This is a genomic window from Streptomyces viridifaciens (assembly GCF_001888885.2).
Taxonomy (GTDB): Bacteria; Actinomycetota; Actinomycetes; order Streptomycetales; family Streptomycetaceae; genus Kitasatospora; species Kitasatospora aureofaciens.
In genome coordinates, this window is sequence record NZ_CP090841.1 from 2861815 (window position 1) to 2883913 (window position 22099).

A 22099-nucleotide genomic window follows, 5' to 3' on the forward strand; every position below is an offset into this window, starting at 1 on the left:
TCCCGCGGACGCGGGCTCGAAGACAGGTCCTAGATGTCGCTCACGGGCCGACGGGCTTCGGCGAGGATCTTCAGGACCTCGTCGACCTCGTCGGTGATGTGGAACAGCTCCAGGTCGTGCGGGGCCGCCTTGCCCTGCGCGACCAGGGTGTTCTTCAGCCACTCGTAGAGGCCGCCCCAGTACGCGCTGCCGTAGAGGATCACCGGGAATCGGGTGACCTTCTTCGTCTGCACCAGGGTGAGCGCCTCGAACAGTTCGTCCAGCGTGCCGAGTCCGCCGGGCAGGACGACGAAGCCCTGCGCGTACTTGACGAACATCGTCTTGCGGACGAAGAAGTAACGGAAGTTCAGTCCGAGGTCGACGAACTCGTTGAGGCCCTGTTCGAAGGGCAGCTCGATGCCGAGCCCGACACTGAGGCCGCCGGCCTCCGAGGCGCCGCGGTTGGCGGCCTCCATCGCGCCCGGGCCGCCGCCGGTGATCACCGCGTAGCCGGCCTCGGCGAGGGCCCGGCCGATGGCCGCTCCGGCCTCGTACTCGGGCGAGCCGACCGGGGTCCTGGCCGAGCCGAAGACGCTGACGGCGGGCGGGAGTTCGGCGAGGGCGCCGAAGCCCTCGACGAACTCGGAGGTGATCCGCAGCACCCGCCAGGGATCGGTGTGCAGCCAGTCGGTGGGACCGGTGGTGTCCAGCAGGCGCTGGTCCGTGGTGCTGGTGCCGACCTGGTCCCGGCGCACCAGCACCGGGCCCTTCTGCTTCTCGGGCCAGGCCTTCTTCTTCCGCGGCACGCCGACCTGCTCGGGGCCGTGTCCGTAGTGCTTGTCGTCTCCTGTGCCTGTCATGACGAAACCCTACGCCCGCCCTCCCCCGTTTTCAGGCAACGGGAGAAGGTCGGTTGGGCAACCGGAAGGTGGAGTTCGACCGCCGGTTCGGTCGGCCCCGAACGTTTCGGTTCAGCTGGTCAGCCAGGCGCGCAGCCGGTCCTCCGTCTCGGCGATGGCGGTCAGCGAGCAGTGCTCGTCCCGCTTGTGGGCGAAGTTCGGGTCGCCGGGACCGTAGTTGACCGCCGGGATGCCGAGGGCGCTGAACCGGGCGACGTCGGTCCAGCCGAACTTGGCGCGGGCCTGGCCGCCGGTGGCCGCCAGGAAGGCCTTGGCTGCGGGCTGGGCCAGACCGGGGAGGGCGCCGGGGGCGAAGTCGGTGACGGTCAGCTCGAAGCCGTCGAAGACCTCGCGGACGTGCTTCTCCGCCTCGGCCTCGCTGCGGTCGGGCGCGTAGCGGAAGTTGACGGTGATCACGCACTCGTCCGGGATCACGTTGCCGGCCACGCCGCCGTCGATCCGCACCGCGTTGAGGCCCTCCCGGTACTCCAGGCCGTCGATCTCCACCCGGCGCGGCCGGTAGTCCGCGAGCCGGGTGAGCACCTCGGCGGCGCGGTGGATGGCGTTGTCGCCGAGCCAGCTGCGGGCCGCGTGGGCGCGCACGCCGGTGAGCCGGACCTGCGCCCGCAGGGTGCCCTGGCAGCCGCCCTCGACCATGGCGTCGCTGGGCTCCATCAGCACCGCGAAGTCGGCGGCCAGCCACTCCGGGCGGTCCTTGGCGAGGTGGCCGAGGCCGTTGCGGTGGGCCTCCACCTCCTCGCAGTCGTAGAACACGTAGGTGAGGTCGCGGTTGGGCTCGGGCAGGGTGGCGGCGAGCCGCAGCGCGACGGCCACGCCGGACTTCATGTCCGAGGTGCCGCAGCCGTAGAGCAGGTCGCCCTCGACGTACGACGGCAGGTTGTCGGCGATCGGTACGGTGTCCAGGTGACCGGCCAGTACGACGCGCTCGGCGCGGCCCAGGTTCGTCCGGGCCACCACGTTGTTGCCGTAGCGGTCCACGGTCAGGTGCGGGTAGCCGCGCAGGGCTGCCTCGACGGCGTCGGCGAGCGCCTGCTCGTCGCCGCTCACCGAGGGGAAGTCGACGAGGCGGGCGGTCAGCGTGCCGCCGTCGAGGGTCAGGTCCAGGGGCGTCGGGTTCGGGCTGCTCATGGCGTCAGCCTAGCCTCGCCGCCATGTGCCCTGGGTGGTCGTGCTGTGACACGGAACGCCACCTGATCGGAAACCGGAGTGCGCCGTACACCCGTCCGAGTGGGTACGGTGTCGGATCAAGACGGCGGGCGCGAGAGGGGCGACGGTGGCCAGGAGAAGGCACAGCGAGAAGCTGGGCGAGGAGCCGGGCGACGATGTGGCGCCCCGGCGCCGCGGTCCGGTGCGCGCGCTGCTGCTCGTGCTGGTCGGACTGCTCGGCCTGGCGATGGTCGCGGGTCTGGCGGTGGTCGGGATCTGGTGGTTCGGGTTCCGGCAGGGCGCCTCGGAGGAGTGCTCGGTGAAGACCGCGGCGGGCAGCGGCACGCTCGAGCTGCCGCAGGCCGCCAACGCCGCGACGATCGCCGCAGTGGCGCGCTCGCGCGGGCTGCCGGACCGGGCGACCGCGATCTCGCTGGCGACCGCCATGCAGGAGTCCAAGCTGCGCAACCTCGCGGGCGGTGACCGGGACTCGATCGGCCTGTTCCAGCAGCGGCCCTCGATGGGCTGGGGCACCCCGGAGCAGATCGCAGACCCGGTGTACGCGACCAACAAGTTCCTGGACGGTCTGGTCAAGGTGCCCGGCTACACCCGGATGCCGCTGACCGACGCGGCCCAGGCGGTGCAGAAGAGCGGCTACCCGCAGGCGTACGCCAAGCACGAGACCAAGGCGACGCTGCTCACCTCGGCGCTGGCCGGCCGTGAGCCCGCCTCGTTCAGCTGCGTGGTGCACGACTACGCCAAGCCGGACCCGGCCGACTCGCCGTCGCCGACCGCGGGCGCCTCGGCGACCCCGGTCGCGCTGCCGGACCGCACCCAGGTGCTGTCGGACCGGGTACGCCGGGAGTTCGGCCGGACCGTCACCTCGGCCGCCGGCTACAGCTCGACGATCAAGGGCGCCGAGCACGCCGTCGCGCTGACCCCCGACCCGGCCACCACCGCTCTGACCTCCTCGGCGGACTCCGGGGCCGACGCCGGGGCGAGCGCCGAGCGGACCAGCGGCTGGGAGGTGGCCCACTGGGCGGTCGCCCAGGCGCAGCAGCTGGGCATCGCGACGGTCGCCTACGACGGGAAGATCTGGCGCAAGACCGAGTCCGAGGACGGCTGGCAGACCCAGACCTCGGGGACGTCGACCAAGCTCGTCCAGGTCACCCTGGCGCCGTCCGGCCAGGGCTGACGCACATTCGTTCGGGTTGCCGCCGGACGGGTGATTCCGGTCAACCCCGGTGGACCGACCGCCCGTTCCGGCGAACCCCGGTGGGGAACCGTCACTCCCCTTGTTGGGGCCGGTTCGACGGCGTCCGGCAGGGCCCGGTGAGCTCCCCTGCTGCGGTCATACGATCCGATGTTCGGCCAGGCGCTTTCGCGCCCAGGCCGAAACCTTCTGGCTCCTCAAGCGGTAACAACGTCGTCCGCCAGGTCCCGTCCACGCTCGGATCGTCCACCCGGCGGACGGGACGGACCCAGACCCCTTCGAGGAGCCCCATGTCTCACCCCCTCACGCGCCGGATCGCCCAGGCCGCGCTCGTCGTGGCGGCCGGAGCGACCCCGCTGGTCGCGGCCGGCTCCGCGTCCGCCCTGGGCGGGGACGCCCTGCTTCCCAAGAGCGACCTCGCGGCGCCGCTGGGCCAGCTGACCAACACCGACACCGGTTCCACCCTGCAGCACACCACCCACCAGCTCGGCCAGGCGGCCGGCACCACCGGCGCGGCCACCGTCGCCGCGGGCGTGCCGGCCTCCGCCGACGCCGCGGGCAACATCGTCGCCCACCAGCTCCCCGAGGCGAACGAGAAGGCCGGCTCGCTGACCGCTCCGGTCGACCAGACCGCCGCCACCACCGGCCAGCTCTCCGCCGTCACCCCGAGGGTCGCCTCCACCCTGGCCGGCAAGCTCGGCGAGGCCGTCACCGGCAAGGGCACGGGCACCCGCAGCGCCACCGCCGGCACCAACCCGGTCGGCGGGCTCTCCCAGGCCCTGCCCGGCGCCGACCGGCTCTCCAGCGCCGTCCCCGGCACCAGCACCGTCACCGACGCGCTGCCGACCGGCGCCGTGGAGCGCGCCCTGCCGCTCGGCTCGGTCGAGCACGCGGTGCCCGGCGGCCTGCCCGCCACCGACGTCCTGGGCCTCGCGGAGCACGGCTCGGCCAACCGGCTCGGCGGCGCCGACCTGGGCCCGAACAGCCCGCTGTCCGGCCTGTCCGGCGTGACCAACACGCTCGGCCCGCTCGGCGGCCTGCTGCACGGCATCAACGGCGGCAACCTCAACGGCCTGCCGCTGTAGTCCTCCCGGCAAGCCGAAGGGGGCCGGTGCCGAACAGCACCGGCCCCCTTCGACGTCCCGTCAGCGCGCGGCGGCCAACCGCTCCACGGCCGCGGCGACCCGCTCGTCGGTCGCGGTGAACGCGACCCGGACGAAGCGGTCGCCGGACGGCCCGTAGAAGTCGCCGGGCGCCACCAGGATGCCCAGCGCGGCCAGCTCGGCCACCGTCTCCCAGCACGGGCGGTCCTGGGTCGCCCACAGGTACAGGCTCGCCTCGGAGTGCTCGACCCGGAAGCCGTACGCCTCCAGCGCCGCCCGCAGCGCCGAGCGCCGGGCCGCGTACCGCTCCCGCTGCTCGGCCACGTGGGCGTCGTCCGTCAGCGCCGCGATCGTCGCCGCCTGGACGGGCGCCGGCACGATCATGCCGCCGTGCTTGCGCAGCCCCAGCAGCTCCGCCACCACCACCGGGTCGCCCGCCACGAAGGAGGCACGGTAGCCGGCCAGGTTGGAGCGCTTGGAGAGCGAGTGGACGGCCAACAGGCCCTCGTGGTCGCCCCCGCAGACGTCCGGGTGCAGCACGGAGACCGGCTCGGCCTCCCAGCCCAGCTCGAAGTAGCACTCGTCGCTGACCAGCAGCACCCGGTGCTCCCGGGCCCACTCGACGGCGCGGCGCAGCTCGTCCGTGCCGAGCACCCGGCCGGTCGGGTTGGACGGCGAGTTCACCCAGAGCAGGCGCACTCGGGAGCCGTCCAGCTCGTCCACCGAGTCGTACTCGACCGGCTCGGCGCCGCACAGCCGTGCGCCCACCTCGTAGGTCGGGTAGGCCAGCCGCGGATAGGCGACCTGGTCGCCGGGGCCGAGGCCGAGCTGGGTGGGCAGCGAGGCCACCAGCTCCTTGGAGCCGACCGTCGGCAGGACGGCCCGGGGGCCGATCTCGGCGCCGCAGCGGCGGTGCAGCCAGCCGGCGATCGCCTCGCGCAGCTCCAGCGGGCCCCAGACGGTCGGGTAGCCGGGGGTGTCGGTGTGGGCGGCCAGCGCCTTCTGGATCACCTCGGGGACCGGGTCGACGGGGGTGCCGACGGAGAAGTCGCAGAGGCCACCGGGGTGGGCGAGGGCGGTGGCCTTGTAGGGCTCCAGCTTGTCCCAGGGGAAGACGGGCAGCCGGTCGGAAACGCGGCGCGCCGCCCCCGGGTGGCCCGGGAACGGCGCGCGCGTGCTGTTCGTGCTCACAGCTCAGTAGCCACCGATCGTCAGTGGTCGGCGTTCTGCGGCGGCAGGGCCGCGATGAACGGGTGGTCCCGCTCGATCAGGCCGAGCTTCGAGGCGCCACCGGGCGAACCCAGGTCGTCGAAGAACTCGACGTTCGCCTTGTAGTAGTCCTTCCACTCCTCCGGAGTGTCGTCCTCGTAGAAGATCGCCTCGACCGGGCAGACCGGCTCGCAAGCGCCACAGTCGACACACTCATCCGGGTGGATGTAGAGGGAACGCTGGCCCTCGTAGATGCAGTCAACCGGGCACTCTTCGATGCACGCCTTGTCCTTCACGTCGACACAAGGCTGCGCGATGACGTAGGTCACGCTGTCGTTCCTCCTCGGAAGGGCCTGGCGGCCCGTTCTGTTCTGCTCGCGTGCGCGGTGAGCGCGGCGTCGTCGATGCCCGCCCCTAGTATCGCGGGTCGGGGACCGCAAATGCACAGGAGGTGGCCGGATCATGACCCGAGACTCGCTGGAGAGCCGTCCAGAAGTCCGGATAGATCGCTCTGACGTGGGACTTCGCGTGTCCGTGCGACGCCTCTCGGAGTTCGTGGACGACCGCCCGGTGTTCCGCGATGCGATCGGCGTTCTCACATCATGGGACGATCACGGACTGGTGGTCGAGCCGCGCGCGGGCGGGCCGGTCGCCTTCCCGGAGAAACTGCTGGTCGCGGGCAAGGTCGTGCCGCCGTTCCCGGCCCGGCGGGCGCCGCTGCCCACCGCCACCGCGGTCGAACTGCAGCGGATCGCCGGGCGCGGCTGGCCGGCCGTCGAACAGGAACGGCTCGGCGAGTGGACACTGCGCGCCGCGGCCGGATTCACCCGGCGGGCCAACTCCGTCCAGGCGCTCGGCGACCCGGGACTGCCGCTGCCCCAGGCCCTGGCCGCCGTGCGGGCCTGGTACGCGGAGCGGGCACTGCCCGCGTACGTCGAGGTGATCTCCCCCGGATCGCCCGAGGACCTGCGCGCCGAACTCGACCGGCTGGGCGCCGGCTACGCGCCCACCCTGGTGCTCACCGCGCCGCTGGCCGCGGTCGCCCGGTCCGGCGCAGGGCACGAGAGGGTGCGGCTCTCCCGGACGGCGGACGCCGGCTGGATGTCGCTCTACCGCCGGGTGAGCGCGGACCCGGGCGTGGAGGAGGCCGCCCGGCAGGTCCTGCACGGCGGCCCCTCGGTCTGGTTCGCCACCGTCCCCGGCGCCGAGGGGCAGCCTCCGCTGGCGATCGGGCGCTGCGTCGTCGACGGCCCGTGGGCCTGCTTCGGCGCGGTCGAGGTGCAGCCGTACGCCCGGCGGGCCGGACTGGCGACGGCGGTCATGGCGGTGCTCGCCGCCCGCGCGGCGGAGGAGGGGGCGAGCGGCGCGTACCTGCAGGTCGAGGCGGAGAACGGCGGTGCGATCGCGCTCTATGACGGACTCGGCTTCACGACCAGTCACACTTACCACTACGCGCTTCTTCCCCAGGAGTAGCCGCCCGACCGTTCCGCCCTGGTATGTCCGCTTGTCCGCCCGTCGTACGAAGGCCGCCGCCGTCACCGTGACCGAGCAGAGCAGAGACCGCTTCCGGACCGCCGCCCGCGCCGAGCAGCCCGACCCGGTGCTGCTCTGCCTACTCGCCGCCGCCGAGCACGACCCCGCGCTCGACCCGGGCGATCCGGGCGAACCGCCCGGCGTGGACACCCTGCTGGCCGCCTGCGAGGCCGCCTTCGACCGGCACGCGGCGGCCGTCCGGGCCGCCGTCGCCGAACGCTCGCCCGCCGGACCGGAGGAGACCGCCGCCCTGCTCGCCGCCGTGCTCGGCGGGCGGGAGCGGTTCCACGGACGCCAGTCCGACTACCGCCGGCTGGAGTCCTCGCTGCTGCCCGACGTGCTGAGACGGCGGCGCGGACTGCCGATCACGCTCTCCCTGGTGTGGATGGAGGTCGGGCGGCGCGCCGGGCTCACCGTCCACGGCATCGCGCTGCCCGGGCACTTCATCGTCGCGGTCGGCGGACCGGCCGGCGGCGAGGAGTACGTCCTCGCCGACCCCTTCCACGGCGGACGGCTGCTCGACCCGGCCGACGCCGAACGCCTGGTCGCCGCCGCCGGGCACGACTTCGCCCCCGCCCTGCTCACCCCGGCACAGCCACTGGACATCGTGCTGCGGGTGCTCGGCAACATCCGGGTCTGGGCCTCCGACCGGCCCGAGCACGCCCGTACCCAGCTGTGGGCCACCGAACTCGCCCTGCTGCTCCCCCGCCACCCGGCCCAGCTCCGGCTGGAACGGGCCGAACTCCTGGTGCGGATGGGTGACTTCCTCCGCGGCTCGGCGGAGATGGACTCCTACGCCCAGATCCTGGACGCCTTCGACCCGGACACCGCCGCCAAGGTCCGCCAGGAGGCCCGGGCGGCCCGCCACCGGCTCAACTAGCCGCTAGAGCCAGCCCTTCTCGCGGGCGATCCGGACCGCCTCGGTGCGGTTGCGCGCCTCGGTCTTCTGGATCGCCATCGAGAGGTAGTTGCGGACCGTCCCCTCCGACAGGTGCAGCCGCCTGGCGATGTCCGCGTTCACCGCGCCGTCCGCGGCCGCGCCCAGCACGTCCCGCTCGCGCGCCGTCAGCGGGTTGGCGCCCTCGGCCAGCGCGGCCGCCGCCAGCGCCGGGTCGATCACCCGCTCCCCGCGCAGCACCCGGCGGATCGCCTCGGCCAGCTCGGAGGCGGGCGCGTCCTTCACCAGGAAGGCGTCCGCCCCGGACTCCATCGCCCGGCGCAGGTACCCGGGACGTCCGAAGGTCGTCGCGATCACCACCTTCGTCCCGGGCGCCTGCCGGTGCAGCTCGGCGGCCGCCTCGATGCCCGTCATACCCGGCATCTCGATGTCCAGCACGGCGACCTGCACGTCGTTCGCCAGCACCGCCGCCACCACCTCGTCCCCGCGACCCACCTGCGCGACGACGTCGATGTCCCCCTCCAGCCCGAGCAACGCCGCCAGCGCCTCCCGGACCATCCCCTGGTCCTCGGCGAGCAGCACGCGGATCGAGGGACTGTTCTCTGCGTTACCCATGGCCACGACCTTAGAGGGGGCCGGGCCTGACCCTCCGCCAGGGGCCGGGCGGTCGGCCCGGGGGCGGAATTGGATGGTGCACCGAGTCGGTGGGCGCGAGACTGGCCGGATGCTGACCCTGGAGCCGCTGCGCCCCGACCACGCCGACGCCGTGTTCGCCTTCGAACTGGCCAACCGGGCCTGGTTCGCCCGTACCGTGCCCGACCGCGGCGACGCCTACTTCGCCGGGTTCGCCGAGCGCCACGCCGCGCTGCTCGCCGAACAGGCCGCGGGCGTCTGCCGGTTCCACGTGGTCCTCGATCCGACTGGAACCCTCGTCGGTCGCATCAACCTGATGGACCTCGTGGACGGCAGCGCCGAACTCGGCTACCGGATCGCCGAGTCCGCGGCCGGGCGGGGCGTCGCCAAGGCGGCCGTCGCCCAGGTCCGCCGGCTCGCCGCCCACAGCTACGGTCTGCGCTCCCTGACCGCCGTCACCACGCTCGACAACCCCGCCTCGATGGCTGTCCTCGCCCACAACGGGTTCGCCGTCATCGCCGAGTTCCTGCTGGACGGCCGCCCGGCCGTCCGGTACCACCGTGGCCTGGAAGGCAGTTGAGGGACCGGACGGCTAGGAGACCACCTTGGGCGGCTCGGACGGGGCCGACACCGTGCGCAGCGGTACGCAGGCCCGCAGGCGGAAGCCCTTGCCGCGCTCGCCCGGGCCGGTCTCCAGGCGTCCGCCGACCAGGGCGAGGCGCTCGTCCAGGCCCGAGAGGCCGTTGCCCGGCTGGGACTTGCCCGGTCCGCGCCCGTTGTCGGTGATCTCCAGGACGGCGTAGCGCTCGCCGCTGCCCTCCCATGTCTCGTCCGCCGTCACCGTGCAGACGGTGGCACCCTCGCCGTGCCGGACGATGTTGGTGACGGCCTCGCGCAGCGCCCAGGCCAGTGCGCCCGCCTCCTCGTTGGCCAGCGACGGCCAGGCGTCCACCAGCTCCGGCGCGGCCTCCAGCCGGACCTGCGCGGCGGACAGGGCGGTCCGGGCGGCGGCGAGTTCGACCGGCAGGGTGGGGCGGCGGAAGCCGGTCACGGCCTCCCGCACGTCGATCAGCGACTGCCGGGCGACCTGCTCGATGTCGGCGACCTGGGCCCGCGCCGCCTCGTCCTTGCCGGCGTCCATGAACCGCCCGGCCAGCTCGCTCTTCAGGGTGATCAGCGAGAGCGAGTGCCCGAGCAGGTCGTGCAGGTCGCGGGCGAGCCGCAGCCGCTCCTCGGAGGCGGCCAGGTGGGCCACCGCGGCCCGGGCCTCGCGCAGTTCCTTCATGGTCTCGACCAGCCGCTGCAGGCCGGTCATCGCGACGCCGGAGAGGAAGGCGCTGAGCGCGAAGGTGGAGATGTTGTCGTTCCCGGCGTGGACCAGCAGGCCGGTCGCGGCGGTCAGCGCGGCCATGACGACCAGCGCGCGCAACGCGTGCTTCGGCGGGCTGATGACCGCCAGGCACACCGAGGCGTAGATGAACATGGTCAGGAAGGCGCCGCCGAGCGCGAACGAGGACACCACCGCGAGCACGATCATCGTCCCGACGATCACCCGGCAGGCCCGCGGCTTCATCCCCGCCTGCGAGCGGAAGATCACCAGCAGGACGTAGGAGACCACGAAGACCGCCAGGCAGCCCCAGCCGAGCACCTGGCCGACCAGGCTGTGGCCGCCGTTGATCAGGTCGCCCGCGGGGTAGGCCAGGTAGGTCATCCACAGCAGCATCCAGGCGACCTTGACCAGCAGCTGCCGTCTGGTCTCCACCGGGGAGCCGGGGGAGTTCATGAACGACGCGCGCGCCGCACCCGCCTCCGGCTGCTCGTCGGTGCGGTGGGTCCGGCGCGCGTCACTCATGTGGATCATCATGCCCGGCGGGTGTCGCGCCGGTACAGCGCTGCGGCGGCGGCGGTGAACACCGCGAAGAAGGCGGCCAGCCCGGCGACCGCGACCAGGTCCAGGGAGTGCCCGGGCTGGGTGAAGGTGGCCAGCTTGTTGTACAGGAACACCGGGTTGAACCGGGCGAACTTCTCCAGCGAGCCGCTCACCGGGAACCAGGTGCCGCCGAGCAGCGCCATCGCCATGTACGTGATCATCACGATCGGCTGCACCGCGTCCGGCGCCGCCGCGTAGCCGAGCGCCACTCCGAGCGCGGCGAAGACGAAACTGCCCAGCCACAGCGCGGCCGCCAGCCCGATCCACTGCGGCGCGCTCAGCGAGACGCCCTGGGTGGCACCGACCACGAAGACAACCAGGATCGCCGGCAGCGTGGTCACCGCCGTCGACGCGATCTTGCCGACGGTGTACGCCCGGCCGGGCAGCGCGGTCAGCCGCAGCTGCCGCACCCAGCCGCTCTTGCGCTCCAGCGAGATCCGCTGGGCGCTACCGGAGAGCACCGCGCCGACCGCGCCGAAGGTGGCCATCGACACCATGAAGTAGGTCTTCACGGGCAGTCCGCCGGCCTGGTTGCCGGAGCCGTAGGCGTTGATGAAGAAGACGTACATCAGCGCCGGGTAGACGACGGTGAAGAACAGGTAGCGCCGGTTGCGGAGGGTCCGCAGGATCTCCAGCTTGATCAGGGTGGTCATCGCGCGCTCTCCTCCGCCAGGTCCTGCTTGTCCAGCTCGCCGGTGATGGTCAGGAAGGCCTGCTCCAAACCGACCCCGGTGACCTCCAGGCCGCGCGGGTACAGGCCCGCCCGATAGATCCCGGCCACGCCCGCGTCGGCGTCGGCGGTCCGGATCCGCACCGTCCGCACCCCCGGGACGCGGGCGGTGACGTCCAGCGACTGCACGCCCGGCAGGGCGCGCAGCACGGTCTCGTCGAACGGGACGGCGGCCGAGGAGAGGTCGACGTCATGGATCTCGAAGGCGATCCGGCGGGCCCCGGCCCGCGCCTTGATCTCCGCGGAGCTGCCGTCGGCGATCAGCCGGCCCCGGTGCAGCACCAGGACGCGGTCGGCGATCGAGTCGGCCTCCTCCAGGTAGTGGGTGGCGAACAGGACCGTGCGGCCGGCGTCGGCCTGGGCGCGCATGCTCGCCCAGAACCCCTGCCGGACGCTGACGTCCATGCCGGTGGTGGGCTCGTCCAGCACGATCAGGTCGCTGTCGCCGGCGATCGCCAGGGCGAAGCGGACCCGCTGCTCCTGGCCGCCGGACAGCTTGTCCACCCGGCGTTCGGCGATCTCGGTGATCCCGGCGTCGGTCAGCACCCCCGTGACCGACCGACCGCGCGGGTGCACCTTGCAGGCGAGCTCGACCAGCTCGCGGACCTTGACGTCGGTCATCAGCCCGCCGCTCTGCAGCATCGCGCCGACCCGCCCGTCCGCGATCGCCGCCCGCGGGGTGCCGCCGAACAGCGTGACGCTGCCCTGGTCGGGCTCGCGCAGGCCGAGCAGCAGGTCCAGGCTGGTGGACTTCCCGGCGCCGTTCGGGCCGAGCAGGGCGACGGTCTCGCCCGGCCGGAGCACCAGGTCCAGCCCGTCCACGGCGCGCACCCGCCCGTAGCTCTTGCCGACGCCGCGGAAGGCGGCCACCTCGGAAGCCATCGCCCGGCTCCTCTCCCCTGACGGTTGTCGCGTGCGGTCCTGTCCGCACCACCTCAGAGTCCCGCGCGGGCGGGGGCCGGCGGCAGTGTCGGCCGTCGTGCCTTCGGTATGACGGATGTCATGCCGGCGGCCGGCGCCCCGCTCGGGGGTGCCGGCCGCCGTTCGCGCCGGTCGGGGGCCCTTACAGCCCCAGCGAGCGCTTGACGAAGTCGACCTGGAGCAGCAGCAGGTTCTCCGCGACCTCCTCCTGCGGGGTCATGTGGGTGACACCGGACAGCGGCAGCACGGTGTGCGGGCGCCCGGCGGCCAGCAGGGCCGAGGACAGCCGCAGGGTGTGGGCGGCCACCACGTTGTCGTCCGCGAGGCCGTGGATGATCATCAGCGGGCGCTCCAGCCCGGCCGCGTAGCCGGTCAGCGAGTTGGCCTCGTACACCTCGGGCCGCTCGGCCGGGTGGCCCAGGTAGCGCTCGGTGTAGTGGGTGTCGTACAGCGCCCACTCGGCCACCGGCGCTCCGGCCACCGCCGCGTGGAACACGTCGGGGCGGCGCAGCACGGCGAGGGCCGAGAGGTAGCCGCCGTACGACCAGCCGCGGATGGCTACCCGGCCGAGGTCCAGCGGGAACTCCTCGGCGAGCGCCCGCAGCGCCTCCACCTGGTCGTCCAGGGTGGCCCCGGCGAAGTCGAAGGCGATGGACTTCTCCCAGGCCGGCCCGCGCCCGGGGGTGCCGCGCCCGTCGGCGACGACCACCGCGAAGCCCTGGTCGGCGAACCACTGCGAGTTGAGGTGCGGGTTGTGCGCCTGGACGACGCGCTGGCCGTGCGGGCCGCCGTACGGGTCCATCAGGACGGGCAGCAGGCCGTCGCGCTCGCGGTCGTAGCCGGTGGGCAGGAAGACGGCGGAGGGGATGCGGCGCTCGCCGGCGAAGCGGAACACCGGGCGGGCGGTGATGACCGGGGTCTCGGCGTACGAGGCGACGGTGGCGACGTCGTCGACCACCACGCCCTCCGGCAGGTCACGGGCGACCTGCACCAGGGTGCCGGGCAGGTCGGGCTCGGCGGTGGCCCGGACGGTGATGCCGCCCGCGTGCACCGCGCTGGTGACGGAGGTGAACGGGCGGCCGTTGGCGGACTCCCAGGACAGCTGCTTGCCGTCGTGGCTGATCCGGCCGACGGCGATCCAGCCGGGCTCGGGGTCGGTCTCCCCGGCGCCGCCGGAGGCGCTGAAGAACACCTCCCGCTCGGTGACCGCGACGACCGAGCGGAGGTGCAGGTCGGCCCCGGTGACGGCCTGGTCGCCGACCACCAGTGCCCGCACCCCTCCCTCGTCGGAGATCCGCACCAGCTTGCCGTCCGGGGTCCAGGCCGGTACGCCCGGGAAGGCCTCCAGCCAGGCCTCGTCGCGCTCCTCGAGCAGCACCTCGGTGCCGCCGGTGGCCACGTCCAGGCCGAGCACCCGCTGGGCGCGCTGGTCGCGGGACTGGACCAGCAGCAGCGGCACACCGCCCTTGGACCAGTGCACCCGGGCCAGGTACGGGAAGGCCTCGTGGTCCCAGGACACCTCGGTGCGCCCGCCCTGCAGGTCGATCAGCCAGAGGCCGACCTCGGCGTTGGGGGTACCGGCGGCCGGGTAGGCGACCTCGGCGGGCTCACGGTCCGGGTTGGCCGGGTCGGCGATCCACCAGCGGCGCACGGGGCTGTCGTCGGCGCGCTCGACCAGCAGCCGCTCGCCGTCCGGGGACCACCAGAAGCCGCGGTCGCGGTCGATCTCCTCCTGGGCGATGAACTCGGCCTGCCCCCAGGTGACGTTGGGGCCCTCCGGCTCGGCGAGCGTCCGGTCGCCGGTGCCGTCGGTACGGGTCAGCCGCAGCTCGCCGGCCGTGTTGGCGTAGGCGACGTGGGCGCCGTCCGGGGAGATCCGCGGGTCCAGCAGCGGGCCCTGGGCGGGCAGTTCGCGGGCGTCGCCGGTGAGCAGATCGGCGGTGAACAGCCGGCCGGACAGCGCGAAGGCCGCCTGCCGGCCCTCCGCGTCCAGGGCGTAGCCGACGACGCCGGCCGAGCCCTCCCGGCTGCGCTCGCGGCGGGCCCTCTCGGCCGGGGAGAGGTCCTCCTCGCCGCCGCCGAGCAGGACGGCCGGGTCGGCGGCGATCCGCTCCTCGCCGGTGGCGGTGTCGAGGGTCCAGAGCAGGTTGGCCCGGTCGCTGCCGGAGCGCGAGCGGAGGAAGACGACCCGCGAGCCGTCCGGTGCGACGGAGAAGGAGCGGGGGGCGCCGACCGTGTAGCGCAGGGTCCGCGCGTACTGCCGGGGGAAGGTGTCCGCAGGGGTGTGGGAGGTCATGGCACCAGACCCTACGACGGCTGACTCCGACTGCCGGGTGACTGACGATCACTCGTTCGGAGCATCGTCTCCAGGTACACCCCAAAGGGCCCCAAACCGCCTCCGACCGGCCCGTGCACCCCTCGGACGGCCGAGTGCCCGGCACGCGTGGACTCACTGAATGTAATGCTCCCCTTACCCATCGGGTATGACTGGTCGCGCGAGTGATCGTCGGCCCCGTCCCGGGCCCCGGTCACCCGACCCCGGTTCCCGTACGCTCCCACCGCCGCCCACCCCAGGGGCGGCGCCCGAGAAGGGGTATGCGCCGACATGGCCATGAACGTCTCCGCAGCCGTGCTGATGCTCGTCATCGTGGTGGTGATGGTCCGCCGCGCCGGCCTCAAGCTCTCGCACGCCATCGTCTGCGCGCTGCTGGGCTTCTACCTGGCCTCCAGCTCGATCGCCCCGTCGATCACCCAGGTCACCAGCAACCTCGCCGGGATGATCAACGGTCTGAAGCTCTGAACCCCCCGCGAGCGTGGACGAGGGTCTACCGCCGGACTCCCGCCTGCGGGCGGACGAGGCGAGTTCCGCGGCAGGCCCTAGGCTTCCTCCCATGACCGCGACTACCGGCCGCCGCCTCCTCCTGGTGCACGCCCACCCCGACGACGAGTCGATCGGCAACGGCGCCACCATGGCGCGGTACGCCGCCGAGGGCGCCCGGGTGACGCTGGTGACCTGCACCCTCGGCGAGGGCGGCGAGGTGATCCAGCCGGAGCTGGCCCACCTGACGGCCGATCGGGACGACACCCTCGGCGCGCACCGGATCGGCGAGCTGACCGAGGCGATGCGCGCCCTCGGCGTCACCGACTTCCGCTTCCTCGGCGGCCCGGGGCGCTACCGCGACTCCGGGATGATGGGCGTGCCCGACAACGACGCCCCCGGCTGCTTCTGGCAGGCCGACGTGGACGAGGCGGCGGACCACCTGGTCGCGGTGGTCCGCGAGGTGCGGCCGCAGGTGCTGGTCACGTACGACGAGAACGGCGGCTACGGGCACCCCGACCACATCCAGGCGCACCGGGTCGCGATGCGCGCGTACGAGCTGGCCGCCGACCCGGCGCACCGCCCGGAGCTGGGCGCGCCCTGGCGGATCGCCAAGGTGTACTGGAACCGGATGCCCCGCTCGGTGCTCGACGCCGGGCTCGCCGCGACCGCCGCCGAGGCGGCCTTCCCGGGCACCGCCCAACCCGCCGACGTGCCGGGGGTGGTGGCCGACGAGGTGGTCACCACCGTGCTGGACGGCACGGCGCACGCCGGGCGCAAGGCCGCCGCGATGGCCGCGCACGCCACCCAGATCACCGTGAACGGCTCCTCGTTCGCGCTCTCCAACCACCTCGGCCAGCCGCTGTTCGCCACCGAGTACTACCAGCTGGTGCACGGCCAGGCCGGGCCTGGGCGGCCCGAACGCGACCTGTTCGCGGGCCTCGACACCACCGCCCCGACTCCCAGCGAGGGGAACACCCGATGACCGCGTCCGCCGCCAAGCCGAAGCGCCGTTCGATCGCGGTGACCGCCTTCGGCACCCGTGACCAGCGGCTGGCCGAGCCCCAACCCCCGCGCCTCGCCCGGATCGCGGCGTATGTCCTGTTCTTCCTGCTGGGCGTCGTGGTGTCCGCCTGCGGATCCTTTGTGCAGGCCCTGTGGCCGCCCGTGGGAGTTCTGCTGGCGCTCGCCGCCACCGCCGCGACCTTCTACGCGGGCCTGCGGGTCACCGGCACCCGGCTGGGCGCCGCGGCGCCGGCCGCCGGCTGGTTCCTCGCGATGGTGCTGCTGATGGTGCCCCGGCCGGAGGGCGACAACGTGCTGTGGTCCAACGCCACCTCGCTGGCCTGGCTGTTCGTCGGCTCGATCCTGGGCGTGATCTGCGCCACCCTGCCCACCCGGAGCAGCTGGTTCCCCGGAGTGCCCAACCCCCCTCGCTGACCCCGGTGGGCAGCCGCGTACGGTAGCGCGCACAACGCGCAGTCAGGACCACTCCGCCGTACTCTCATACCGGAGGAACCGGACGTATCAGGATCTGTCCGAAGCCGTTCACCGCTCAGTTCTTCCCAGTATGGTGGTCCCGCAGTACGTCGTACCCGACCGCCGTTTGCCCCAGGCCCGGCGACCACGAACCGCGGTCGCGCCGCACGGCCCGCCCGCGAACCCGGAGCAGAGCAGCATTGAGCAGCCGCGAATCTGACAACGCCAACCCGACGCCCCGGCGCACGGGTCCGGACGCCTACCCGTCGGGCACGCCGCCCTACGGCACCCCGGGCCTCCCCGGCGGCGACCGGGCCGCGGCCGGCACCGACGCCGGGTCGGGCGGCGAGGACGACGGTCCCAGGACCGAGACCACCCTGACCACCCGGGTCCGGATCAACATCCCCGGCTCGCGCCCGATCCCGCCGGTCGTCGTCCGCAGCACCGTCAAGAACGAGACTGCCAAGGGCGACGAAGGACCGGCCGAGCAGGCACCCCCCGGCGAACCGGGCGGCCCCCGGCACCGCTCCGCGCCCGCCTCGCCCGTCCTCGGCGTGATGGAGGGCGGCCGCTCCGCCACCCCGCCGAACCTGCCGCCGGAGTGGCAGATCCCGCCGATCCCGCCGGCCACCTCGGAGTCCGAGTCCACCGGCGCCTGGTTCCGGCCGCGGCAGAAGAAGGCCCCCGCCGCCGAGCCCGCCCCGGCCACGGTGGCGTCCGGCGCACCGAGCGCGCCGGAGGCCCCGGCCGTGCCCGGCGCCGCCGAGGCCCGTCCGCAGGGCGCCCCGAACGGCACCCGCCCGACCCCGGCCACCGACGCGCCCCGCCCCAACGGCCGTCCGGTGCCCGCCCAGGGCAAGGCGCCCAAGCCGGGCGCCGCACCCTCCCCCGCTTCGCCGTACGGCGCCGGGCCCGCGGGCGAGGAACCCGGGGTGTACGAGGCCGCCGCCCCGTTCGCACCGGTTGCCGACCCCTTCGCGCCGGTTGCCGACCCCTTCGCCTCGACCGGCCCCGACACCGGTGGCCGCGGCCCGCGCGGCAACCGCCCGCAGCGGCAGGCGCCGCAGCAGGGCGCACCCCGGGCGAAGAGCGCCCGCCCGAACGGCCCGCAGCAGGGCGGACTGCCGCAGGCCGACCCGCAGGCCGGGTCGAGCCCGGAGGACACCTCGGTGGACGGCTTCGCGCCGATCCGCGAGAACACCCCGCCGGCCGCCATACCCGGCGCACCCCGGAACGGCGCCCCGCGCGGCGCCGACGACCGTCCGCAGCCGGGCCTGTTCGCCTCGGCCCCGACCGGTGCCGACCCGTTCGCCACCCAGCGCCCGGCCGCCCCCGGCCAGGACCCCTACGCCACCCCAGCGGGCCCCGGCGGGCTCTTCCCGGGCGCGCCCCAGCCCGCCCCGCAGCCGACCGCCCCCCGGGGCGCCGCCGGCGGACCCCGGCAGGCCGGCCGCGACCCCGAGGCCACCGAGGTCACCCCGCTGCCCGCCCCGGGCCCCGGCGCCCCGGGCGGCCCCGCCGCCCAGTCCGTCCCCGGCGCTGCCCCCGGTTCCGGCCCCGGGCCCGTGCCCGCGGCCGGCCAGGCCCCCGCGAAGGCCAAGACCGAGTCCGCCGCCCCCGCCAAGGCCAAGGCCAAGCGCGGCGGTGCGAAGAAGCTCGTCAAGCTCGGCGTCTACGCCTTCGGCGGCGTGCTGTTCCTCGGCGCCGCCGCGTACGGCACCGGCCTGATGCTCAACCAGTCCGACGTCCCCAAGGGCACCGTGGTGCTCGGCACGGACATCGGCGGCAACAGCCGCGACCAGGCGATCCACGCGCTGGACGCGTCGGTCGGCAAGGCCGGGCAGCAGCCGCTGAAGCTGAAGATCGGCGACCAGACGGTCGACCTCGATCCGACGGTCGCCGGGCTGACCTTCGACACCACGGCCACCGTGGACGGCCTCGCCGCGCACGACTACAACCCGGTCGACGTGATCAAGTCGATCCAGGGCGGCACCAAGGCCGTCGCCCCGGAGGTCCGGGTCGACCGCGCCAAGCTCAAGGCCGCACTGGACTCGCTGGCGGCCGGCTCGGGCCAGGGCCTCCAGGAGGGCTACGTCAAGTTCGCCGACAACGGCGACCCGGTCGTCGTCCCCGGCAGGGCCGGGCAGGCGGTGGACTCCAACGCCGCCATGGACGTGGTCGAGCAGGCCTACCGCGACCGCGCCGCGGGCAAGCCCGACCAGCCGATCGCGCTCGCCGTCACGGCCGCCCAGCCCAAGGTCTCCACCCAGGCCCTGCAGGCCGCCGCGGACAGCCTCGGCAAGCAGGTGACCAGCGGGAAGATCCACATCGTGGCCGGCACCAAGTCCTGGGACTTCGGCCCGAAGACCGCCGCCAAGGCGCTCACACTGGCCCCGGACACCTCCGGCAAGATCGCGCCCAAGTGGGACCTCGACGTGCTGAGCTCCCAGCTGAACGGCCTGTTCGACAAGGTGAAGGTCAAGAAGAACGGCCAGACCGCGGCGATCGCCCCGCAGGACGTCGCGGACGCCGTCAGCTCGCTGTTCGACAAGACCGGCGACAAGGAACGCACCTACAAGTTCACCGTGGCCTGACGAACCGGGCACGAACGAGGGGGCGGGCCCCGCACCGAACGGATGCGGCGGTCCCGCCCCCTCGACAACTCCACCTCCCGGTCAGCAAGATGTGACGCCACACCATCCGCCACAGTCACCCCGGGAGCCACGCCGATGGGCCGCCGCCTCCAGCACCACCGGACGGCGCTGCTCGCCGGTCTCACCGTCCTGACGCTCTCCCTCGCGCTCTGCTCCTGCTCCTCCGGGCAGGACGGCGCCGCCCCGGACGCGCTGCCGAGCGCCGCCGCCGGGGTGCCCAAGCTCACCTCGGTCGACATCAACGCCCACGACCGCGGACAGCTGCGCCAGGGCGGCACCCTGAACCTGGCGATCGCCCAGTTCTCCCACCAGTGGTCGCCGATCCACACCGACGGCACCGAGTCCTCGACCGTCGCGGTCAGCAAGCCGCTGCTGCCGACCTTCTTCCGCTCGGACGCGGCCGGCACCCAGACCGCCAACCCGGCCTACCTCCAGGAGGCCCACGCCGAGGTCAGGGACGGCCACCAGGTGGTCACCTGGACGCTCAACCCGAAGGCCCACTGGTCCGACGGCACCCCGATCACCTGGCGCGACATCGAGGCCAACTGGCGTGCCATGAACGGCAAGGACCCGGCCTACCGGCCCTCCAGCACCTCCGGTTTCGAGCTGGTCACCTCGGTCGAACGGGGCAAGGACGACTTCCAGGCCGTGATGACCTTCGACCGGCCGTTCTCCGAGTGGCAGTCGATGTTCAACGGCGCGGCCAACGCCCCGCTGCTGCCCGCGAGCAAGGTCTCCACGCCGGACCTGTTCAACACGGCCTACCTGGACGCGATCCCGCTCACCGCCGGCCCGTTCAAGGTCGAGCGGCTGGACCCGGCCGCGCAGACCGTCACCCTGGTCGCCGACCCGACCTGGTGGGGCGACAAGCCGATGCTGGACCGGGTCGTCTTCCACGCCATGCTGCCCGACGCGATGGGCACCGCCTTCGCCAAGGGCCAGATCGACCTCTTCAACAACGGCCCGGACCTGGCCGGCTACCAGGTCATCAAGAACACCAAGGGCGCGGCCGTCCGCCGGGCCGGCGGGCCCGACTTCCGCCAGCTCACCCTGAACGCCCGCAGCCCGCTGCTCAACGACGCGACCGTACGCCAGGCCGTGTTCCAGGCGATCGACCGGGACACCCTGATCCGCGCCGACCTCAACGGACTGGACTGGCCCGCCGTCCCGCTCAACAACCACCTGCTGGTCGCCAACCAGAACGGCTACCGCGACAACTCCCTCGGCCTGTCCCGCTTCGACCCGGCCGAGGCGGCCCGCAAGCTGGACTCGGCCGGCTGGAAGCTCGACGGCGACGTGCGGAAGAAGGACGGCCACGAGCTGAACCTGCGGATGGTCGTCCCGGCCGGGGTCGCCGTGGCCCAGGGCGAGACGGCGTCCGTCTCCAAGATGCTCAAGGATGTCGGCATCAAGGTCACCCCGGTGACCGCCGCCCCCAACGAGTTCTTCGACAAGTACGTCAACCACAACGACTTCGACATCGCCGTCTACGCCCTGCTCGGCACCCCGTTCCCGGCCAGCGGCAGCCGCGCCTCGTACACCCAGAACAGCGCCACCAACCGGGCCGGCGCAGGCAGCCCGGCGGTGGACGCCGCACTCGACCGGGCGGGCTCCGCGACCGACGCCGGCACCGCCTCCGAGGCGATCAACCAGGCCGACGGCGAGCTCTGGAAGGTGGCCGGCGTGCTGCCGCTCTACCAGCGCCCCCAGCTGTACGGCGCCCGCGCCGACCTCGCCAACATCGGCGCCCAGGGCCTGTCCGACATCGTCTGGGAGAACGTCGGCTTCACCAAGTAGGCGCCCGGCCCAGGCCTCAGCCGTGCAGGGTCTCCCGCCAGTAGTGGCAGGCGCTGCGCCGGCCCGGCAGCTCGGCGCCCTCCTCGTCCGCCACCGGCACCAGCGGCGGGAGTTCGGTCAGGCAGACGTCCCGCACCCGGTCGCAGCGGGGGTTGAAGGCGCAGCCCTGCGGGATGCTCAGCAGGTTGGGCGGCAGGCCCTTGATGGCGTGCAGGTCCTGGCCCTTCTGGTCCAGCCGCGGGATGGAGTCCAGCAGGCCTCGGGTGTACGGGTGCGCGGGCCGCGCGTACAGCTCGTGCACCGGCGCGGTCTCGACGATCCGACCCGCGTACATCACCGCGATCTTGTCCGCGACGTCGGCCACCACGCCCAGGTCGTGGGTGATCAGGATCAGCCCCATGTTGAACTCGCTCTGCAGCTCCGCCAGCAGGTCCATCACCTGGGCCTGGACGGTCACGTCCAGGGCGGTGGTGGGCTCGTCCGCGATGATCAGGTCCGGTTCCAGGGCCAGCGCCATGGCGATCATGATGCGCTGGCGCATGCCGCCGGAGAACTGGTGCGGGAAGTCGCCGACGCGCTGCTTGGCCGCCGGGATGCGCACCCGCTCCATCAGCTCCACGGCCTTCGCCCGAGCCTCCGCCCGGGACAACCCCTGGTGCACCCGGAACATCTCGCCGAGCTGGTAGCCCACACTGAGCACCGGGTTGAGGGCGGACAGCGCGTCCTGGAAGATCATCGCGATCCTCCGCCCCCGGACCGTCCGCCGGAGCTTGGGGCTCATGGTCAGCATGTCCTCGCCCCGGAACAGGATCCGCCCGGCGGTGATCTTCCCGGGCGGCATGTCCAGGATGCCCATGACCGCCTGCGCGGTCACCGACTTCCCGGATCCGGACTCGCCCAGCACCGCCAGCGTCTCCCCCGCGGCCACCGAGTAGCTCACCCCGTTGACGGCCTTGGCGACCCCGTCCTGGGTGTGGAACTCGATGTGCAGGTCCTCGACCTCGAGCAGCGGGGTCCCGGGCACCAGGTTCTCCCGACCGCCGCCGGTCACCTCCACCACGTCCATCCGGGCAGCCCTCCTCGGCACAGCGGCGAGCAACGACAGGCGCAGTGCAACTATCAAGGAACAACGGGCA

19 protein-coding genes and 1 pseudogene are annotated in these 22099 nt (G+C 73.5%); 10 read left to right on the plus strand and 10 right to left on the minus strand.

What is annotated here, in order from left to right:
* Nucleotides 1-29: 29 nt before the first annotated feature.
* Nucleotides 30-839, minus strand: coding sequence for an LOG family protein (locus BOQ63_RS19740; protein ID WP_046386880.1), 810 nt, complete (start codon nucleotides 837-839; stop codon nucleotides 30-32).
* Nucleotides 840-950: 111 nt separating this feature from the next.
* The gene (dapE, locus tag BOQ63_RS19745; protein WP_030287411.1) at nucleotides 951-2027 is read right to left on the minus strand and encodes a succinyl-diaminopimelate desuccinylase; all 1077 of its coding nucleotides are present in this window, start codon (nucleotides 2025-2027) and stop codon (nucleotides 951-953) included.
* A 145-nt stretch (nucleotides 2028-2172) separates the two neighbouring features.
* Here dapE and BOQ63_RS19750 point away from each other — a divergent pair, with 145 nt between their 5' ends.
* Nucleotides 2173-3240: a VldE C-terminal domain-containing protein gene (locus BOQ63_RS19750; protein WP_167344909.1), complete on the plus strand. Its 1068-nt coding sequence runs from the start codon at nucleotides 2173-2175 to the stop codon at nucleotides 3238-3240.
* Nucleotides 3241-3548: 308 nt separating this feature from the next.
* A complete protein-coding gene (locus BOQ63_RS19755; RefSeq protein WP_223886337.1) occupies nucleotides 3549-4343 on the plus strand; it encodes a hypothetical protein in 795 nt (264 codons plus the stop codon).
* Between the two features lie 60 nt (nucleotides 4344-4403).
* Here the strand turns inward: BOQ63_RS19755 and dapC are convergent, their stop codons facing one another.
* Both dapC and fdxA read right to left on the minus strand, forming a co-directional pair.
* Nucleotides 4404-5552, minus strand: coding sequence for a succinyldiaminopimelate transaminase (gene dapC, locus BOQ63_RS19760; RefSeq protein ID WP_046386879.1), 1149 nt, complete (start codon nucleotides 5550-5552; stop codon nucleotides 4404-4406).
* A 20-nt stretch (nucleotides 5553-5572) separates the two neighbouring features.
* Nucleotides 5573-5899 (minus strand): ferredoxin, encoded by a 327-nt coding sequence (gene fdxA / locus BOQ63_RS19765; RefSeq protein ID WP_030287402.1) that lies wholly within the window; start codon nucleotides 5897-5899, stop codon nucleotides 5573-5575.
* Nucleotides 5900-6032: 133 nt separating this feature from the next.
* Between fdxA and BOQ63_RS19770 the strand changes: the two genes are divergently transcribed.
* Together BOQ63_RS19770 and BOQ63_RS19775 are read left to right on the plus strand one after the other, a co-directional pair.
* Nucleotides 6033-7043 (plus strand): GNAT family N-acetyltransferase, encoded by a 1011-nt coding sequence (locus BOQ63_RS19770; RefSeq protein WP_030554376.1) that lies wholly within the window; start codon nucleotides 6033-6035, stop codon nucleotides 7041-7043.
* A gap of 31 nt (nucleotides 7044-7074) precedes the next feature.
* Complete coding sequence (locus BOQ63_RS19775) at nucleotides 7075-7983, plus strand: transglutaminase family protein (protein ID WP_370863231.1); 909 nt, start codon at nucleotides 7075-7077, stop codon at nucleotides 7981-7983.
* A 3-nt stretch (nucleotides 7984-7986) separates the two neighbouring features.
* On the opposite strand, the gene BOQ63_RS19780 is transcribed toward BOQ63_RS19775, so the two are convergent.
* Nucleotides 7987-8616, minus strand: coding sequence for a response regulator transcription factor (locus BOQ63_RS19780; protein WP_030287396.1), 630 nt, complete (start codon nucleotides 8614-8616; stop codon nucleotides 7987-7989).
* Nucleotides 8617-8725: 109 nt separating this feature from the next.
* Between BOQ63_RS19780 and BOQ63_RS19785 the strand changes: the two genes are divergently transcribed.
* Complete coding sequence (locus BOQ63_RS19785) at nucleotides 8726-9214, plus strand: GNAT family N-acetyltransferase (protein ID WP_030287394.1); 489 nt, start codon at nucleotides 8726-8728, stop codon at nucleotides 9212-9214.
* A gap of 12 nt (nucleotides 9215-9226) precedes the next feature.
* Here BOQ63_RS19785 and BOQ63_RS19790 read toward each other — a convergent pair whose 3' ends face one another.
* The 4 genes from BOQ63_RS19790 to BOQ63_RS19805 form a co-directional block, all read right to left on the minus strand.
* Nucleotides 9227-10486, minus strand: coding sequence for a sensor histidine kinase (locus BOQ63_RS19790; protein WP_107048801.1), 1260 nt, complete (start codon nucleotides 10484-10486; stop codon nucleotides 9227-9229).
* An 8-nt stretch (nucleotides 10487-10494) separates the two neighbouring features.
* Nucleotides 10495-11217 carry an ABC transporter permease gene (locus BOQ63_RS19795; protein WP_030287390.1) on the minus strand — a complete coding sequence of 241 codons (723 nt, stop codon included), beginning with the start codon at nucleotides 11215-11217 and terminating at the stop codon, nucleotides 10495-10497.
* Entirely contained in the window at nucleotides 11214-12176 is a 963-nt protein-coding gene (locus tag BOQ63_RS19800; protein ID WP_030554374.1) for an ABC transporter ATP-binding protein, read from the minus strand. Before BOQ63_RS19800 ends, BOQ63_RS19795 begins: the two co-directional genes overlap by 4 nt.
* A 181-nt stretch (nucleotides 12177-12357) precedes the next feature.
* Nucleotides 12358-14511 carry a S9 family peptidase gene (locus tag BOQ63_RS19805; RefSeq protein ID WP_072654709.1) on the minus strand — a complete coding sequence of 718 codons (2154 nt, stop codon included), beginning with the start codon at nucleotides 14509-14511 and terminating at the stop codon, nucleotides 12358-12360.
* Between the two features lie 309 nt (nucleotides 14512-14820).
* Here BOQ63_RS19805 and BOQ63_RS19810 point away from each other — a divergent pair, with 309 nt between their 5' ends.
* The 5 genes and pseudogenes from BOQ63_RS19810 to BOQ63_RS19830 form a co-directional block, all read left to right on the plus strand.
* The gene (locus tag BOQ63_RS19810; RefSeq protein ID WP_030287384.1) at nucleotides 14821-15015 is read left to right on the plus strand and encodes a DUF2304 family protein; all 195 of its coding nucleotides are present in this window, start codon (nucleotides 14821-14823) and stop codon (nucleotides 15013-15015) included.
* Between the two features lie 91 nt (nucleotides 15016-15106).
* Nucleotides 15107-16018, plus strand: a complete 912-nt coding sequence (gene mshB / locus BOQ63_RS19815; protein WP_030287381.1) for an N-acetyl-1-D-myo-inositol-2-amino-2-deoxy-alpha-D-glucopyranoside deacetylase — start codon at nucleotides 15107-15109, stop codon at nucleotides 16016-16018.
* The gene (locus BOQ63_RS19820; protein ID WP_223885982.1) at nucleotides 16015-16473 is read left to right on the plus strand and encodes a DUF6113 family protein; all 459 of its coding nucleotides are present in this window, start codon (nucleotides 16015-16017) and stop codon (nucleotides 16471-16473) included. The genes mshB and BOQ63_RS19820 overlap by 4 nt, the downstream gene beginning before the upstream one ends.
* A 239-nt stretch (nucleotides 16474-16712) precedes the next feature.
* The gene (locus tag BOQ63_RS19825) at nucleotides 16713-19106 is read left to right on the plus strand and encodes a peptidoglycan binding domain-containing protein (protein WP_030554370.1); all 2394 of its coding nucleotides are present in this window, start codon (nucleotides 16713-16715) and stop codon (nucleotides 19104-19106) included.
* A 135-nt stretch (nucleotides 19107-19241) separates the two neighbouring features.
* Nucleotides 19242-20660: pseudogene (locus BOQ63_RS19830) on the plus strand (ABC transporter family substrate-binding protein); the annotation flags it as partial.
* A gap of 319 nt (nucleotides 20661-20979) precedes the next feature.
* Here BOQ63_RS19830 and BOQ63_RS19835 read toward each other — a convergent pair.
* Complete coding sequence (locus tag BOQ63_RS19835; protein ID WP_046385781.1) at nucleotides 20980-22029, minus strand: ABC transporter ATP-binding protein; 1050 nt, start codon at nucleotides 22027-22029, stop codon at nucleotides 20980-20982.
* Between the last annotated feature and the right edge of the window lie 70 nt (nucleotides 22030-22099).